General features: G+C 67.8%; 12 protein-coding genes and 1 riboswitch. Of the genes, 7 read left to right on the top strand and 5 right to left on the bottom strand.

Annotated features, from left to right (window positions below; all coding sequences use genetic code 11):
* Positions 1 to 5: 5 nt before the first annotated feature.
* Positions 6 to 665: a GntR family transcriptional regulator gene (locus EV668_RS12255; protein WP_133770406.1), complete on the top strand. Its 660-nt coding sequence runs from the start codon at positions 6 to 8 to the stop codon at positions 663 to 665.
* A 10-nt stretch (positions 666 to 675) separates the two neighbouring features.
* On the opposite strand, the gene EV668_RS12260 is transcribed toward EV668_RS12255, so the two are convergent.
* Positions 676 to 1,140 (bottom strand): GatB/YqeY domain-containing protein, encoded by a 465-nt coding sequence (locus EV668_RS12260; protein ID WP_133770408.1) that lies wholly within the window; start codon positions 1,138 to 1,140, stop codon positions 676 to 678.
* Positions 1,141 to 1,257: 117 nt separating this feature from the next.
* Here EV668_RS12260 and carA point away from each other — a divergent pair, with 117 nt between their 5' ends.
* The 3 genes from carA (at position 1,258) to EV668_RS12275 (ending at position 3,677) form a co-directional block, all read left to right on the top strand.
* A complete protein-coding gene (gene carA / locus EV668_RS12265; protein ID WP_133770409.1) occupies positions 1,258 to 2,469 on the top strand; it encodes a glutamine-hydrolyzing carbamoyl-phosphate synthase small subunit in 1,212 nt (403 codons plus the stop codon).
* Between the two features lie 112 nt (positions 2,470 to 2,581).
* Positions 2,582 to 2,965 carry a hypothetical protein gene (locus tag EV668_RS12270; protein ID WP_133770411.1) on the top strand — a complete coding sequence of 128 codons (384 nt, stop codon included), beginning with the start codon at positions 2,582 to 2,584 and terminating at the stop codon, positions 2,963 to 2,965.
* 22 nt (positions 2,966 to 2,987) lie between these two features.
* Positions 2,988 to 3,677, top strand: coding sequence for a class I SAM-dependent methyltransferase (locus tag EV668_RS12275; protein ID WP_133770413.1), 690 nt, complete (start codon positions 2,988 to 2,990; stop codon positions 3,675 to 3,677).
* Positions 3,678 to 3,680: 3 nt separating this feature from the next.
* Here EV668_RS12275 and EV668_RS12280 read toward each other — a convergent pair whose 3' ends face one another.
* Complete coding sequence (locus EV668_RS12280; protein WP_133770414.1) at positions 3,681 to 4,409, bottom strand: hypothetical protein; 729 nt, start codon at positions 4,407 to 4,409, stop codon at positions 3,681 to 3,683.
* 265 nt (positions 4,410 to 4,674) lie between these two features.
* Between EV668_RS12280 and EV668_RS24790 the strand changes: the two genes are divergently transcribed.
* On the top strand, positions 4,675 to 4,827 hold the full coding sequence (locus EV668_RS24790; RefSeq protein ID WP_166652442.1) for a hypothetical protein: 153 nt from the start codon (positions 4,675 to 4,677) through the stop codon (positions 4,825 to 4,827).
* A 315-nt stretch (positions 4,828 to 5,142) separates the two neighbouring features.
* Here EV668_RS24790 and EV668_RS12285 read toward each other — a convergent pair whose 3' ends face one another.
* Positions 5,143 to 8,295, bottom strand: a complete 3,153-nt coding sequence (locus EV668_RS12285; protein WP_133770416.1) for an efflux RND transporter permease subunit — start codon at positions 8,293 to 8,295, stop codon at positions 5,143 to 5,145.
* Positions 8,296 to 8,298: 3 nt separating this feature from the next.
* A complete protein-coding gene (locus tag EV668_RS12290) occupies positions 8,299 to 9,501 on the bottom strand; it encodes an efflux RND transporter periplasmic adaptor subunit (protein ID WP_208111528.1) in 1,203 nt (400 codons plus the stop codon).
* 373 nt (positions 9,502 to 9,874) lie between these two features.
* A riboswitch (cobalamin riboswitch) is annotated at positions 9,875 to 10,094 on the top strand.
* Positions 10,095 to 10,203: 109 nt separating this feature from the next.
* Here EV668_RS12290 and EV668_RS12295 point away from each other — a divergent pair.
* Together EV668_RS12295 and EV668_RS12300 are read left to right on the top strand one after the other, a co-directional pair.
* Positions 10,204 to 13,089, top strand: a complete 2,886-nt coding sequence (locus tag EV668_RS12295; RefSeq protein WP_133770421.1) for a ribonucleoside-diphosphate reductase subunit alpha — start codon at positions 10,204 to 10,206, stop codon at positions 13,087 to 13,089.
* Positions 13,090 to 13,253: 164 nt separating this feature from the next.
* Complete coding sequence (locus EV668_RS12300) at positions 13,254 to 14,378, top strand: ribonucleotide-diphosphate reductase subunit beta (RefSeq protein ID WP_133770423.1); 1,125 nt, start codon at positions 13,254 to 13,256, stop codon at positions 14,376 to 14,378.
* A gap of 97 nt (positions 14,379 to 14,475) precedes the next feature.
* Here EV668_RS12300 and EV668_RS12305 read toward each other — a convergent pair whose 3' ends face one another.
* Positions 14,476 to 16,023 carry an arylsulfatase gene (locus EV668_RS12305; RefSeq protein ID WP_133770424.1) on the bottom strand — a complete coding sequence of 516 codons (1,548 nt, stop codon included), beginning with the start codon at positions 16,021 to 16,023 and terminating at the stop codon, positions 14,476 to 14,478.
* Between the last annotated feature and the right edge of the window lie 12 nt (positions 16,024 to 16,035).

The raw sequence follows: 16,035 nt of genomic DNA on the forward strand, positions 1-16,035 counted from the left end.
GGGCGATGAACTCCGATACGAGCGACGATCGCGACCTGCCGCTCGCCGAGCAGGTCTATCGCCGCCTGCGCCGCGAGATCGGCGCGGGCGAGCTGCGCTCGGGCCAGCGCCTCAGGGAGACGGAACTCGCCGAGCGGCTGAATGTCAGCCGCACGCCGATCCGGGAGGCGATCCGGCGCCTGGCCTCCGAAGGGCTGGTCGAGATGGCGGCCTCGCGCGGCATGGCGATCACGTCGCTGGACCGGCAGCAGGTGCGCGAACTCTACGACCTTCGCGCCTCGCTCGAGGGCACGGCGGCCGGCATGGCGGCCCAGCATGCTTCGGCAGCCGACATCGCCGCGATGTGGGATTTGCTGGAGGCGGGGCGGGACCTGTCCGAGCCCGAACAGGTCGCGCTTCTGAACCGTCGTTTCCACGAGGCCGTCCGCGACGCGGCCCGCAACCGCTATCTCGACCAGGCCTTGGCTCAGCTATCGAATTCGCTCGCCCTTCTGCCGGGAACCACCTTCGAGATCGCGGGCCGGCCGCAGGCGGCCCATGCGGAGCATTCCGCCGTGCTCGCGGCGATCGAGGCGCGCGACAGCGCCGAGGCCGAGGCTTTGGCGCGCCGCCATATCGTCCAGGCCGGGCAGACGCGCCTCAGGATGATGTTCGGCGCCGGCTGACGGCCGCCGATCAGCCGGCGAGCCGGGCCTTCACCAGCGCGCTCGCCTTGCCGAAATCCATGCGCCCGGCATATTCGCCCCGAAGGGCGGCGATCACCTTGCCCATGTCCTTCATGGAGGCGGCGCCCGTCGCGGCGACGGCCGTCTCGATCGCCGCCTTCACCTCGGCCTCGTCCATCTGCTTCGGCATGAAGCTCTCGATGATTGCGACCTCCTCCCGCTCGGAGGCCGCGAGCTCGGGCCGGTTGTTCTGATCGTAGATGGCGATCGATTCCTGGCGCTGCTTCAGCATCTTCTGGAGCAGGGACAGGATCTCGTCCTCGCCGAGCGGCTCCTTGCCCGTGCCGCGGGCCTCGATGTCGCGATCCTTCAGCGCGGCCTGGATCATGCGGATGGTCGAGAGGCGCGCCTTGTCGCCGCCCTTCATGGCGACCTTCAGCTCCTCGGTGAAGCGTGCGCGCAAAGCGGTTGTCATGGCCTGATCCTTCAAATGGCTTCGCCGTTCGTTGACGGGCGGCGGGCGCGCTCCTAGATAACCGGGCGCGCGGGATGCCGTCTTCGGCGGTGCGCGCGCTTAACCCGGATCATCGCGATGTCGCAACACCATACCCCCGGCGCCGAGGCGGCCGGCTGGGTCGAACCGCGCCCCACGGCGCTTCTCGTCCTCCAGGATGGCACGGTCATCGAGGGTGCCGGGATCGGCGCCGTCGGCGAGGCGGCGGGCGAGGTCTGCTTCAACACCGCCATGACGGGCTATCAGGAAATCCTGACCGATCCCTCCTATGCGGGGCAGATCATCACCTTCACCTTCCCGCATATCGGCAATGTCGGGACGAACGAGGAGGATGTCGAGACGGTCGAGATCGAGCACGCGCATGGCGCGCGGGCCGTCGTGCTGGCCGCCTCGATCACCGAGCCGGCGAACTGGCGCGCGACGCGCTCGCTCGATTCCTGGCTGCGGGCGCGGGGGCTGATCGGCATCACCGGCGTCGACACGCGTGCGCTGACGGCGCTCATCCGCGACAAGGGGATGCCGAACGCGGTCATCGCCCACGATCCGGCGGGATTGTTCGATCTCGACGCGCTCCGTGCGGAGGCCGCGGGCCTGCCCTCCATGGAGGGGCTCGATCTCGTTCCGATGGTCACGCGGGACGACCGGGGCGGCTGGACCGAGACGGTGTGGCAGCTCGGACGCGGCTATGGCCAGCAGGACGGCGCGAAGTTCCACGTCGTCGCGATCGATTTCGGCGTGAAGCGCAACATCCTCCGCCTTCTGACGGAAGCGGGCTGCCGGGTGACGGTGGTGCCCGCGACGACGAGCGCGGCGGAGATCCTGGCTCTTCAGCCCGACGGCATCTTCCTCTCGAACGGGCCGGGCGATCCGGCCGCGACCGGCGAATACGCCGTGCCGGTGATCCGCGAATTGCTGGAGACGAAGGTTCCGACCTTCGGCATCTGCCTCGGCCACCAGCTCCTCGGCCTCGCGCTCGGCGGCAAGACCGTGAAGATGCGCCAGGGCCATCACGGCGCGAACCATCCGGTGCGGGACAACACGACCGGCAAGGTCGAGATCGTCTCCATGAACCACGGTTTCGCCGTCGACCCGGCGAGCCTGCCGGACTACGCCGAGCAGACCCATGTCTCGCTTTTCGACGGCACGAATTGCGGCATCGCGCTCAAGGACCGGCCGGCCTTCTCGGTGCAGTACCATCCGGAGGCGTCGCCGGGCCCGCGCGACAGCCACTACCTGTTCGAGCGCTTCGTGCAGATGATGGAGCGCCACAACGCCACGGCGGCAAATTAGTTCCACTCGCGAACGAAAAGTCTCATTGCTGCCTCGCTCCCGCCTGCGTTAACGGATTTCTGGCGGCCACACGCGACTGTCGGATGGCAGTCGGGGCGAGCGGAGGTCCATCATGATTCGCGGAGCGGTTCGGCGGGAGACGACGCCAGACCAGTTCCGGCGACTGCACGGCCTGTTCATGCGGCATTTCGGCATGGCGGTCGGCTTCGCCTGGGCGTTCTCGATCATTGCGGCGACGCAGGCGCCCTGGACCCGCAACCTTCGGGGCCTCATCGACCCGACGGCGAGGCCGGAGAGCACGCTCGCCTTCCTCTTCGGTCTGCCTCTGCTCCTCGCCGTCGGCTGGTTCACCGCCCATATCGGCCAGGACTTGATGCGGCGCACGAGCATGCTGCGCCATCTCGTGCTCGAATTCGCAGTCGCCTTCGCGGCCGTCTTCGTCGTCTTCGCGCTGTCGATCCACCGGGCCGTCGCGGCCATCCTGGTCGGGCTGTGATCTCCCGCGGAGGCGCGGCCCGATGAGCTGGCGCGACTACTGGAACGCCGACACCCCGATCTACGTCAACGAGCGGCACAAGACGCTGCATTATGCCGGCGTCGCGCGGGACATCGCGGCGTACGTGACGGGGCCGGAGGCGGTCGTGCTCGATCACGGCTGCGGCGAGGCGCTCTCGGCCGACAGGGTCGCGGCGACCTGCGCGCGTCTCCTCCTCTGCGACGGCGCACCGCTCGTGCGCGACCGCCTTGCGACGCGCTTCGCCGCCGAGCCCAAGATCGAGGTGCTGGCGCCGGAGGATCTCGGCGCCCTGCCCGACCACTCGCTCGACCTCGTCGTCGTGAACTCGCTGCTGCAATATCTCTCGCCCGAGGAGTTCGACGACCTGCTCGGCCTCTGGCACTCGAAGCTGAAGGAGGACGGCCGCCTCGTCCTCGCCGACGTCATCCCGCACGAGACGGGTGCGCTCGACGACGTCGCAGCCCTGCTCCGCTTCGCCTGGAGCGGGGGCTTCCTGCGCGCGGCCCTGCTGGGGCTCGTCCGGACCGCCCTGTCCGATTATTCGAAGCTCCGCACCGAGCTCGGCCTCACCCATTACGGCGAGGACGAGATGCTGGCGCTGCTGCGCGACCGTGGCTTCGCGGGGCGGCGGGCGGAGCGCAACATGGGCCACAACCCGAAGCGCATGACCTTCGTCGCCGGCCCCGCCTGAGGGTCAGGTCTTCGGCAGGGGCACGGGAGTCGAGCGGCCGGGCTCGAACGTCGCGAGATCGAACGCGCCGTAATGCAGCTCGCCGCCGCGGCGCACGAAGTAGGACAAGGTCCTGCCGGCGCCGCTGCCGGCCTCCACGGTCACGAAGTGGTCGACCCCCTCCGCCAGCACGACCTGCCCCGAGCCGTCGGGCCTGGTGACGAGGATGCGCTGCAGGTCCCGATGGTCGAGGACGCCGTCGCCCGAGCTGTCGGCCGGCACATGGACGTAGAGGCGCGCGACCGGCCGGCTGTCCTCGCCCGGCTCCCGGCGGGCGATCGTCGTCTGATCGAGGATGCGGCCGGCATCGTCCGGAAGCAGCCGCCGGAGCGCGCCGTCGCGGCTGTCGAAGAACACGATGTTGCGCGTCTGCGCGCCCTGCTTCGGCCCCGAGGCGTATTTGGCGATGTCTCCAGGACGGCCGAGATAGAGCGGAGCGTAGAGGATCGGTCCGTCCGCGCGCGCGAAGCGGCCGACGTGGAGAACCTCCGGCGGGGCTTCCGCCGCACGCCCCGCCGGAACGGTGGCGGGCGTCGCGATGCCGCGGTCGGGGCCGCGAGAGGCGGTCCAGCCTCGCGAGAGATCCCTCGCGAGCTGCGATCCGACGAGGGCGCAGACGGCGAGGGCGACACCGAGGATGAGGAGGGCGTTCACGCGCCAGACGAGACGGAAGAAGACGTTGGAATCGGTCATGCCAGGGTCCGGATCGAAGGAGTCCTGTTCCATCCGAACTTGAAGGCCGATTTGTGTTTTAACGTATTGTTACAGTAAACGAAATGTAAATTTCATCGAGGTCACTGAATCGACAAATTCTCTGCAATGTATTGATGGCATCAAACGTCGTCGGCGACGGTTGGCGGGTGTGCCCCGGCACCGACGCGACGCCGCCGATCAAGCCAACTGTCATCGTCGTCGTCATGGCCGCGGGGTCGGCCGGTGGGGGACACAGGAGCCGTCGATGTATCTGGGACCTGTCGCGCTGGGCTCTCTCGCTATCGGCCTCTATTTGCTGGGCCGGCCCGAGGCGGCCCTGATCACGGCCGTGATGGCGAGCCTGCTCGTGGCGCCGCTGATCGATCAGTTCATTCCGTCCTCCGGCGAGGAATCGTAGCCCCGGCTGCGGGGTCGCCGATGGACGGTACTCCGCCCGAGGGGCGGTCTCGGCCCTTCGCACATCGCTCCCGCGCCGAGCCGATCGGACGACGATCGGGTTGCGCGGATCGCGGGGCGGGGTGTTCCGGCCCTGCCGGTCGGCGCTCGGGAGGGTGACGGGGAGCGGGACCGGACGGTGCCTCGTCCTGCCGCAGATGGTCGCCGTCGAGATCCCGCCGGCCCCTCGTGAAGAACAGGCCGCGACCGGCTCAGCCTTGCGGTCCGGTCCGGGCGACGGCGATCCCGCGCGATCCGCCCGGCACCAGGAAGGCGGTCAGACCGCCTCCTGCTGCCCCGTCCGCGACGCCTCGGCCGCAGCCCCGGTTTCGGAGCGGCGCTTCGTGCCGAAGAGGCGCAACACCACGACGAAGAACAGCGGCACGAACAGGATGGCGAGCACCGTGCCCGTGATCACGCCGCCGATGATGCCCGTGCCGATCGCCGTGCGGCCGCCCGATCCCGCTCCCGTCGAGATGGCGAGGGGAACGACGCCCAGGACGAAGGCGAGCGAGGTCATCAGGATCGGCCGCAAACGCTCCTTCGCCGCGTGCAGCACGGATTCGACCAGGCTCTCGCCCGCTTCGAAATGCTCCTTGGCGAATTCCACGATCAGGATCGCGTTCTTCGCCGACAGCCCGATCGTGGTGAGGAGGCCGACCTGGAAATACACGTCGTTCGACATGCCGCGCATGAGGGTGGCCGCGACGGCGCCCAGGACCCCCAGCGGCACGACGAGCATGACGGAGACGGGGATCGCCCAGCTCTCGTAGAGCGCCACGAGGCAGAGGAAGACGACGATCATCGAGATGCCGTAGAGCGCGAAGGCCTGCGCACCCGATGCGCGCTCCTCGTAGGAGAGGCCGCTCCAGGCGATCCCGATCCCGGCCGGAAGCGAGGCCGCGATGCGCTCCATCTCCGCCATCGCCTCGCCGGTCGTCCGGCCCGCGCCGGCATTGCCCAGGATCTCGACCGCGCCGATCCCGTTGAAGCGGCCGAGACGGGACGATCCCACATCCCAGCTCGCGGAGGAGAAGGTCGAGAACGGAACCATCGAACCGGAGCTGTTGCGCACGTACCAGCGCGACAAGTCCTCCGGTCGCATGCGGGCCTCGGCCATGCCCTGGATATAGACCCGCTTGATGCGGCCCCGATCGAGGAAGTCGCCGGAATAGGTGGCGCCGAAGGCGGCGGACAGCGTGCTGTTGACCTGCGCGATGGTCAGGCCGAGGGCGCTGACGCGCTCCCAGTCGATATCCAGCCGGAACTGAGGCTCCTGGCTGGGTTCGTTCGGCCGGACATTCGCGACGATCCGGCTTTCCGCGGCGGCCTGCAGCAACTGGTCGCGCGCGGCGAGGAGCGCCTCGCGTCCCTGGCGGCCGTTATCGAGCAGTTGCATGGAGAAGCCGGTCGCGTTGCCGAGCTCCCTGACGGCGGGCGGCACGAAGACGATGACCTGCGCGTCCGGGTAGCGCGCGAAACGCTCGGCCATGCGCTTCTGAAGGGCTGCCGCCGAATTCTCCTGTCCCGGCCGGAGGGACCAGTCCCTCAGCCGGATGAAGCTCTGTCCCGCATTCTGGCCCCGGCCGCTGAAGTTGAAGCCGACGATGCCGAGCGCGGAATCGACGACGGCCTTCTCGTCCTCGAGCGCGGATCTCATGACGTCGTCGAGCGCGCGCTGGGTGCGTTCGACCGTGGCCCCCGGCGGCGTGATCACCTGCGCATAGACGATGCCCTGGTCCTCGTCCGGAAGGAACGAGGTCGGCAAACGGGCGTACAGGACGCCCATGACGATGGTCAGGGCCGCGTAGATGAGCAGGAAGCGGGCCGGGCGGCTCGCGATGCGGCCGACGCCGCCGACATAGCCCCGCGTGACCTTGTCGAAGCTGCGGTTGAACCAGCCGAAGAAGCCCCGGCGCTCGCCGTGGCGGGGCCGCTTCAGGATGGTCGCGCACAAGGCGGGCGTGAAGATCAGCGCCACGAGCACCGACAGGGTCATGGCGGTGATGATCGTCAGCGAGAACTGCCGGTAGATCACGCCGGCCGAGCCGCCGAAGAAGAACATGGGAAGGAACACGGCGGAGAGGACGACGCCGATCCCGACCAGGGCTCCCGAGATCTGGTCCATCGACACCCGCGTCGCCTCGAGCGGCGAGAGGCCGTCCTGCTCCATGACCCGCTCGACGTTCTCGACGACCACGATCGCATCGTCGACCAGCAGGCCGATGGCGAGGACCATGGCGAACATCGTCAGCGTGTTGATCGAGTACCCGGCGATGGCGAGCACGGCGAAGGTCCCGAGCAGCACCACGGGGATGGCGAGGGTCGGGATCAGCGTCGCGCGGAAATTCTGGAGGAACAGGAACATGACGGCGAAGACGAGGATCATCGCCTCGATCAGCGCCTTGACCACCTCCTTGATCGACAGCTCGACGAACGGCGTCGTGTCCAGGGGGTATTCGACCTCGACGCCCGGCGGCAATGTCAGGCGCAGGCTCTCCACGGTCTCGCGGACCGCCTGCGACGTGCTGACGGCGTTGGCGCCCGGAGCGAGCTCGATCCCCATGGAGGCGGCGGGGCGGCCGTTATGCGTGTTGCTGAAGGCGTAGTTTTCGGCGCCGAGCCCGATCGTGGCGACGTCGCGGAGCCGGACCTGCGAGCCGTCCGGCCTCACCTTCAGCAGGATGGCTCCGAATTGCTCGGGCGTCTGGAGGTAGGACGGGCCGATCAGCGCTGCATTCAGCATCTGGCCCGGCACGGACGGGCGCATGCCGATCTCGCCGGAGGCGATCTGGACGTTCTGCGTCGTGATGGCCGTGGAGACGTCGGACGGCATGAGATCGAAGGCGACCAGCTTCTCGGGATCGAGCCAGACCCGCATGGCGTATTGCGAGCCGAACAGCTGGAAATTGCCTACCCCCGACGTCCGGGAGATCGGATCCTGCGCGACGGAGCCGATGTAATCGGCGATGTCGTTCACCGTCAGGGTCCCGTCCGTGGACACGAACGAGATGATCATCAGATAGCTCGTCGCGCCCTTGCTGACGCGGACACCCTGCTGCTGCACGGCCTGAGGCATGCGCGTGAGCGCGAGCGCGAGCTTGTTCTGGACCTGCACCTGGGCGGTGTCGGGATTGGTGCCCTGGGCGAAGGTCAGGGCGATGCGGGCGGAGCCGTCGCGGTTGCTCTGCGAGCTGAAGTAGAGCAGCCCGTCGAGGCCGTTCAGCTGCTGCTCGATGATCTGCACCACGGTGTTCTGCACCGTCTCGGCCGATGCCCCGGGATAGACGGCGTTGATCTGGATCGTCGGCGGGGCGATGGTCGGATATTGCGAGATCGGCAGGCTCCGCAGGGCGAGCAGCCCGACCAGCATGACCCCGAGAGCGATCGCCCAGGCGAAATTCGGGCGGTCGATGAAGAAGCGGCTCATCGCTCAGATGCCGCGTCCGGCCGCGGGGGCCTCGACGCGGCCCAGGACCGATGGCCCGCGCCGGTCGAATTCGCGGGCCGAGATCTCGCGGACCTCCGGCTTCACGCCGTCGCGCACGCGCTGGACCCCTTCGACGACGACGCGGTCGCCGGGCGACAATCCTTCATCGACGAGCCATTTGTTGCCGATCGTCTGCCGCGTCCGGATCACGCGCTGGCGGACCACCCCCTGCTCGTCGACCATGAGGGCGGTCGCTTCGCCGCGCGGATTCCGCGTGACGGCCTGTTGCGGCACGAGCAGAGCCTGATCGGCGACCCCGACCTCGATCCGCGCCCGGACGAAGAGCCCTGGCATCAGGATGCCGTCGGGATTGGGGAAGGTGGCGCGAAGCGTGACGGAGCCCGTATCGGACGCGACAGTGACCTCCGAGAACTGGAGCCGTCCGGGATGCGGATATTCCGTCCCGTCCCCGAAGACGAGGCGGACCTGCGCGGCATCGCCGCCCGTGCGGCGCAGGCGTCCCTCCTGCAGATCGCGGCGCAGCCGCAGCATCGTATCCGCAGGCTGGGTCAGATCGACGAGGACGGGATCGAGCTGCGTGACGGTCAGCAGGGCGGTCGGCTGGTTCGCCGTGACCAGGGCGCCGACCGTCAGCATCGACCGGCTCGCGCGCCCGTCGATCGGCGACACGATCCGTGTGCGTGCAAGGTCGATCCGCGCCGCGTCGAGCGCCGCCCGCGCCGAGGCGACGTCGGCTTCCGCCTGGTGCTGGTTCGCCATCGCCGTCTCGTGATCGAGCGCGCTGATGACGTTCCTGCCGACGAGCTGGCTGTAGCGGCTCGCCCTCGCCTTGGCGGCTTCGAGCGAGGCTTGCGCGCGTGCCAGTGCAGCCTCCGCGGTGCCGAGGGCTGCGCGATACGGAGCCGAGTCGATCTGGAAGAGCTCCTGGCCCGCCTTGACCTCCTGCCCTTCGCGATACAGCCGCTCTTGCAGGACGCCGCTGACCTGAGGGCGGATCTCGGCGGATTGGAAGGGTGACACACGCCCCGGAAGCATGGCCTCGATCACGACGGGCTCGACTTCCAGACGGATCACGGTGACGGGAGGGGCGGGAGCCTGGGCGACGGGCGTTGTCGCTTGGCTCGGCTTCGGCGCGCCGAGCAGCCACGCCGTGGCGCCGAGCGCCAGTGCAATCGCGCACAGCAACGCGATACTCCGACGCTTCGGCAGAACGCTCCCAGCATGCCGCGCACGCATCAACCCGACCCTCTGAGTTCAACGGACGCCTGGCGGAAGTGTCGCCGCACGGGAGCAGTATCTCGGCATGCAAATGAGATACCCTTTATGATCCGGTGTCGCGACTTTCGGCAAGGGGACGATCTGGCGCAGCGCCGGTTCGTCCGCTGAGATCGTCCGGTCTATGACACTGCTGCAACAGGGTATCTGCGCATTCGAGCGCGGGAGCGACCCGGGGCAGGACGTTCCCGCGCCGGACCTGCGGATCTGGACACCGCTTCTCTACATCTGGGGTTTCCCACAGGTGTCTGAGCGCTAGATGTTGCGGATCATCCGCCATGCCGTAGTCTCGGGGCGTCGAGGTTCCTGTCGGTTTCGGCCGGCAGGCTAAGATGGAATCCGGTGAGTGGCGGTCCTTCGGGGCCACGCAAATCCGGAGCTGCCCCCGCAACTGTAAGCGGCGAGCTCCCGTCCACCATGTCACTGGGCCTGCAAGGGTCTGGGAAGACGGACGGAGGTGACGACCCGCGAGCCAGGAAACCTGCCCCGACCTGTTGACGTCTCTCGGGCGGGGTGCCCCGACGGGTCGCTGAGGCTTTTGCCGCGCCCGTCGGGATTGCGGCCGGGCCTGCGTCCTTTCGGCACGAAGCCCCCAACATTTTGGGGTTGCCGATGTCTCTCTCAGTCCAGTCCACGGCGGGCGATCACGATGCTCGCCTACCTTTCGCGGGTCCATCCCGCGATCCGGTCGCCGCGATGCCGGCATTCAAGGTCATCCGCCGGAACGGATCGTCCTCACCCTTCGATCCGGTGAAGATCACCGTCGCCGTGACGAAGGCCTTCCTCGCCGTCGAGGGGCAGGCGGCGACGGGCTCGCGCCGGGTGCATGACGCCGTCGAGGCGATCACCGAGAGCGTGGTCGCCGCGCTGACCCGGCGCGCGGATTCGGAGCGGATCCTTCACATCGAGGACATCCAGGACCAGGTCGAGCTCGCCCTGATGCGGGGCGGCCATCACAAGGTCGCTCGCGCCTACGTGCTCTACCGCGAGGAGCGGGCGAGGGCCCGCCGGGCGGAGGAGGCCGAGATGCCGTCCGCCGCGCCGGCTCTCGGCGTGAAAGGCGCGGACGGGCAGCTGCGCCCCCTCGACGAGCGGCGGCTCGCCGCCCTGCTGGCCGAGGCGGCGTCGGGGCTCGACGGCGTCTCGGTTGACGCCATCGAGGCGGAGACCCGGCGCAACCTCTATGACGGCATGAGCGCGGACGAGCTCTCGCTCGCGACCATCATGGCGGCTCGCACGCTCGTCGAGCGCGAGCCGAACTATGCCCGCGCCAGCGCGCGCCTCCTGCTCGACAAGCTGCGCCGGGAAGCGCTCAGCCACGTCTTCCGCGAGCCTCGCGAGGCCGGCGGGGCGGAGATGTCCGATCTCTATGCCGAGTACTTTCCCGCCTATCTCGGACGGGCGGTCGAAGCCGGCCTCGCCGATCCCGAGCTGCAGCGCTTCGACCTCCCCCGCATCGCGGCCGCGCTCAGGCCCGAGCGCGACGGGCTGTTCGAGTTCCTCGGGCTCCAGACGCTCTACGATCGCTATTTCCTGCACGAGGGCGGCGTGCGCTTCGAGCTTCCGCAGGCCTTCTTCATGCGCGTCGCGATGGGGCTCGCGCTGCGCGAGATCGACCGCGAGGCGAGGGCGATCGAGTTCTACGAATTGCTGTCGTCCTTCGACTTCATGTGCTCGACGCCGACGCTCTTCAATTCGGGAACGACCCGGCCGCAGCTCTCGTCCTGCTTCCTGACGACGGTGCCGGACGATCTCGACGGCATCTTCAAGTCCGTGAAGGACAATGCCCTTCTGGCAAAGTATTCGGGCGGGCTCGGCAACGACTGGACGCGGGTGCGCGGCCTCGGCGCGCATATCAAGGGCACGAACGGCGACAGCCAGGGCGTCGTGCCGTTCCTCAAGGTCGCGAACGACACCGCCGTCGCCGTGAACCAGGGCGGCAAGCGCAAGGGCGCGGTCTGCGCCTATCTCGAGACCTGGCACGTCGACATCGAAGCCTTCCTCGACCTGCGCAAGAACACGGGCGACGAGCGGCGGCGCACCCATGACATGAACACCGCGCATTGGGTGCCGGACCTCTTCATGCAGCGCGTCGCCGAGGACGGTCCCTGGACCCTGCTCTCCCCCGACGAGGCGCCCGACCTGCACGATCTCTACGGGCCGGCCTTCAAGACCGCCTACGAGGCCTACGAGGCGAAGGCGCGCGCGGGAGGCATCAAGGTGTGGCGGGAGGTGCGGGCCCTCGACCTCTGGCGGCGCATGCTGACCATGCTGTTCGAGACCGGCCATCCCTGGATCACCTTCAAGGATCCCTGCAACCTGCGCTCGCCGCAGGGCCATGCCGGCGTGATCCACTCCTCCAACCTCTGCACGGAGATCACGCTCAACACCTCCGACAGCGAGGTCGCGGTCTGCAATCTCGGCTCGGTCAACCTCGCCGCGCATGTGACGCCGGAGGGGCTCGACCATGACCGGCTCGCCCGCACCGTGAAGACCGCGATGCGGATGCTCGACAACGTCATCGACATCAACTTCTACACGATCCCCGAGGCGCGCCGCTCGAACCTGCGCCACCGTCCGGTGGGGCTCGGCCTGATGGGGCACCAGGATGCGCTGCACAGGCTGCGCCTGCCGGTCGCCTCCGAAGCCGCGATCGCCTTCGCGGACGAGAGCATGGAGGCGATCTCCTTCCACGCCATCTCGGCCTCGGCCGATCTCGCCGCCGAGCGCGGGCGCTACCCGTCCTTCGAGGGTTCGCTCTGGTCGCGTGGCGTGCTGCCGATCGACTCGGTCGAGATCCTGGCCGAGGCGCGGGGCGGCCTCGACCTCGATCGCTCGCGGCGGCTCGACTGGGAGCGGCTGCGGGAGCGCGTGACCCGCACCGGGATGCGCAATTCCAACGTCATGGCGATCGCGCCGACGGCCACGATCTCCAACATTTGCGGCGTCGCCCAGTCGATCGAGCCCGCCTACCAGAACCTCTACGTCAAATCGAACATGTCGGGCGACTTCACCGTTGTGAACGCCGCGCTCGTCCGCGACCTCAAGGCCCGTGGGCTCTGGGACGAGGTGATGATCTCGGATCTCAAGTATTTCGACGGCAGCCTCGGCCAGATCGACCGCGTGCCGGACGATCTGAAGGCGCTCTACGCCACCGCCTTCGAGATCGACACGGTCTGGCTGATCGAGGCCGCGGCGCGCCGGCAGAAATGGATCGACCAGGCCCAGTCGCTGAATCTCTATATCGCGACGCCGTCCGGCAAGAAGCTGGACAGCCTCTATCGCCTCGCCTGGGAGCGCGGTCTCAAGACGACCTACTATCTGCGCTCCCGGGGCGCGAGCGCGGTCGAGAAATCGACGCTGAAGGGGACGGACGGCAAGCTCAACGCCGTTTCGGCGACGGCCCTCGCGGCCGCGCCGGAGCCGATCCTCCTGCCGGAGCGGGCGGCCCCTCAGGTCTGCTCGATCGACGACCCGACCTGCGAAGCCTGCCAGTAAGGGCAGCCCGCCGATCCGTCATGGCCGGGCTCGACCCGGCCACCCCATCGCCATCTCGCCGTCATTGCGAGCGGAGCAAAGCAACCCAAGGGGCCGTGTGCCGCCCCTGGTTTGCTTCGTCGGCTCCGCCTCCTCGCAATGACGGACAAGCGAAAGCAGACATCATGCTCGACTGGTCCGAACCCCAAGCCCCGAAACCCGCCCCTCTCCATCCGGCCTTCGCGCCGCCGCTGGCCGATGCCACCGGCCTCGGCGCCATCGATGCCGGCGCGGCGCGCGTCCGCGTCGACGAGAAGGCGATGATCAATGCCCGCGCGGACGTGAACCAGCTCCTTCCGCTCAAGTACAAATGGGCCTGGGAGAAGTACCTGGCCGGCTGCAACAATCATTGGATGCCGACGGAGGTCGGGATGCAGGCCGATATCGCGCTCTGGCATTCGCCGTCCGGACTGACCGAGGACGAGCGCCGGGCGGTGAAGCGCAATCTCGGCTTCTTCGCCGCGTCGGAAAGCCTCGTCGCGAACAACATCGTGCTGGCGATCTACCGCCACCTCTCGAATCCCGAATGCCGGCAATACCTGCTGCGGCAGTCCTTCGAGGAGGCGGTGCATACCCACACCTTCCAGTACATCGTCGAAAGCCTCGGGCTCGACGAGGGCGAACTCTTCAACATGTATCGCGAGGTGCCCTCGATCACGGCCAAGGCGGCCTGGGCCCTGAAGCACACGCAGAGCTTGGAGGATCCGGGCTTCCGGACCGGCACGCCAGAGGCCGACCAGGCCTTCCTCCGCGATCTCGTCGCCTTCTACGTCGTGTTCGAGGGGATGTGGTTCTATACGGGCTTCGCCCAGATCCTCTCGCTCGGCCGGCGCAACAAGATGGTCGGCATCGCCGAGCAGTACCAGTACATCCTGCGGGACGAGAGCCTGCATCTCAATTTCGGCATCGACGTCATCAATCAGATCAAGGCCGAGAACCCGCATCTGTGGACGCCGTCCTTCCAGGAGGAGATCCGATCCATGCTGCGGGAGGGTGCCGAGCTCGAGGCCGCCTATGGCCGGGACACCATGCCCCGTGGCTTCCTCGGCCTCAATGCCGGGCTGTGCGAGCAGTACATGCACGTCATCGCCAATCGCCGCTGCGCGCAGCTCGGGCTCGGCCCCGTCTTCGCCGAGACCGAGAACCCGTTCCCCTGGATGAGCGAGGCGATGGACCTGAAGAAGGAGAAGAACTTCTTCGAGACCCGCGTCATCGAGTACCAGAACGGCGGCGCGCTCGCCTGGGATTGATCGTCCCGCGCCGTGATGGACGCTCCTCGGCGTCGGCTGCCGGGGTGGAGTGCGGGGGATGGTGCGGAGCCGGGCGGCACCGCACCATCCGCGGATATCAGTGCAGTCCGCCGCCGCAGGCTTCCCGCATCTTCTCGATCGCCTGGTCGACAGTGAAGCTGTTGGGCTTCTGGATCGGCGGGAACTCGGCGAAGGTCTCCGCCCATTTGCCGACGATCGCCTGCGCGCCGAGCAGGATGAACAGGTGCCTCATCAGCCACTCGTTGTACGAGTTCGAGGTCCGGTCCGCCCTCTCATAGGGGTCTGTCCGCAGGTTGAAGAGCTTCGGCAGGCGCAACCGCACGAAGGGCTCCGCCCAGACCTGCAGCGTGCCCTGGCAGCGCTGCTCCATGAACACGACCTTCCAGTTGTCGTACCGGACCGCCAGCACGTCTCCGTCGTCGCTCAGATAGACGAACAGGTTGCGGGGGCTCTTGTCGGTCTCGCCGGTGAGGTAGGGCAGCAGGTTGTAGGCGTCGAGATGGTTCTTGTAGGTCCGCCCGATCGCTTCGTACCCCTTCTTGGCCTTTTCGATGATGTCGGGCTCGCCAGCCATGGCGAGGAAGGTCGGGAACCAGTCGTGATGCTGGACGATGCCGTTGGCGACCGAGCCGGGCGCGATCCTGCCGGGCCAGCGCACCATCATCGGCACGCGGAAGGCACCCTCCCAGTTGGTGTTCTTCTCGGAGCGGAACGGCGTCGTCGCCGCATCCGGCCAGCTGTTCATATGCGGGCCGTTGTCGGTCGAGTACATCACGAATGTATCGTCGGCGATGCCGAGTTCTTCGAGATAATCCAGCACCTGGCCGACCAGCTTGTCGTGGTCGATCATCGTGTCGTGATAGTCGGACTGCCAGCGCCCGGCCTGCCCTTTGTTCTCGGGCTTGGGATGGGTGTAGAGGTGCATGTGCGTGGTGTTGAGCCAGACGAAGAACGGCTTCTCGTCGTCATGCGCCCGCTTCATGAAGTCCTTGGCGGCGTCCGCGAATTCGTCGTCGCAGGTCTTCATGCGCTCGGCGGTGAGGAAGCCCGTATCGACGATCTTCTGCTTGCCGACGCGGCCCCAGCGCGGCTCCTCGGTCGGATCGTCGACATCCGTCGCCCAGGAATGGATCACGCCGCGCGGCCGGAAGGCCTTGTGGAATTCGGGGAAGTCCGCCTCGGTCGGATAATCCTCCATCTCCGGCTCCTCGTCGGCATTGAGATGGTAGAGGTTGCCGAAGAACTCTTCGAAGCCGTGGTTCGTCGGCAGATGCTCGTTCCGATCGCCGAGGTGGTTCTTGCCGAACTGGCCGGTCGCGTAGCCCTGGTTCCTGAGCGCCGCCGGGATCGTCAGCAGCTTCTCCGACATGCCGGCCCGGGCGCCGGGAACGCCGACCTTGGACAGGCCGGTGCGCAGCGTGCTCTGTCCGGTCAGAAAGGACGAGCGACCGGCGGTGCAGGATTGCTCGCCGTAGCAGTCGGTGAACAGCATGCCTTCCTGCGCGATCCGGTCGATGTTGGGCGTCCGGTAGCCCATCAGGCCCTGCGTGTAGCAACTCAGGTTGGAGATGCCGATGTCGTCACCCCAGATGACAAGAATATTCGGCTTTTTTCCTGCTACCATATCTTACGACTC

It is taken from the genome of Enterovirga rhinocerotis (assembly GCF_004363955.1).
Classification (GTDB): Bacteria; Pseudomonadota; Alphaproteobacteria; order Rhizobiales; family Beijerinckiaceae; genus Enterovirga; species Enterovirga rhinocerotis.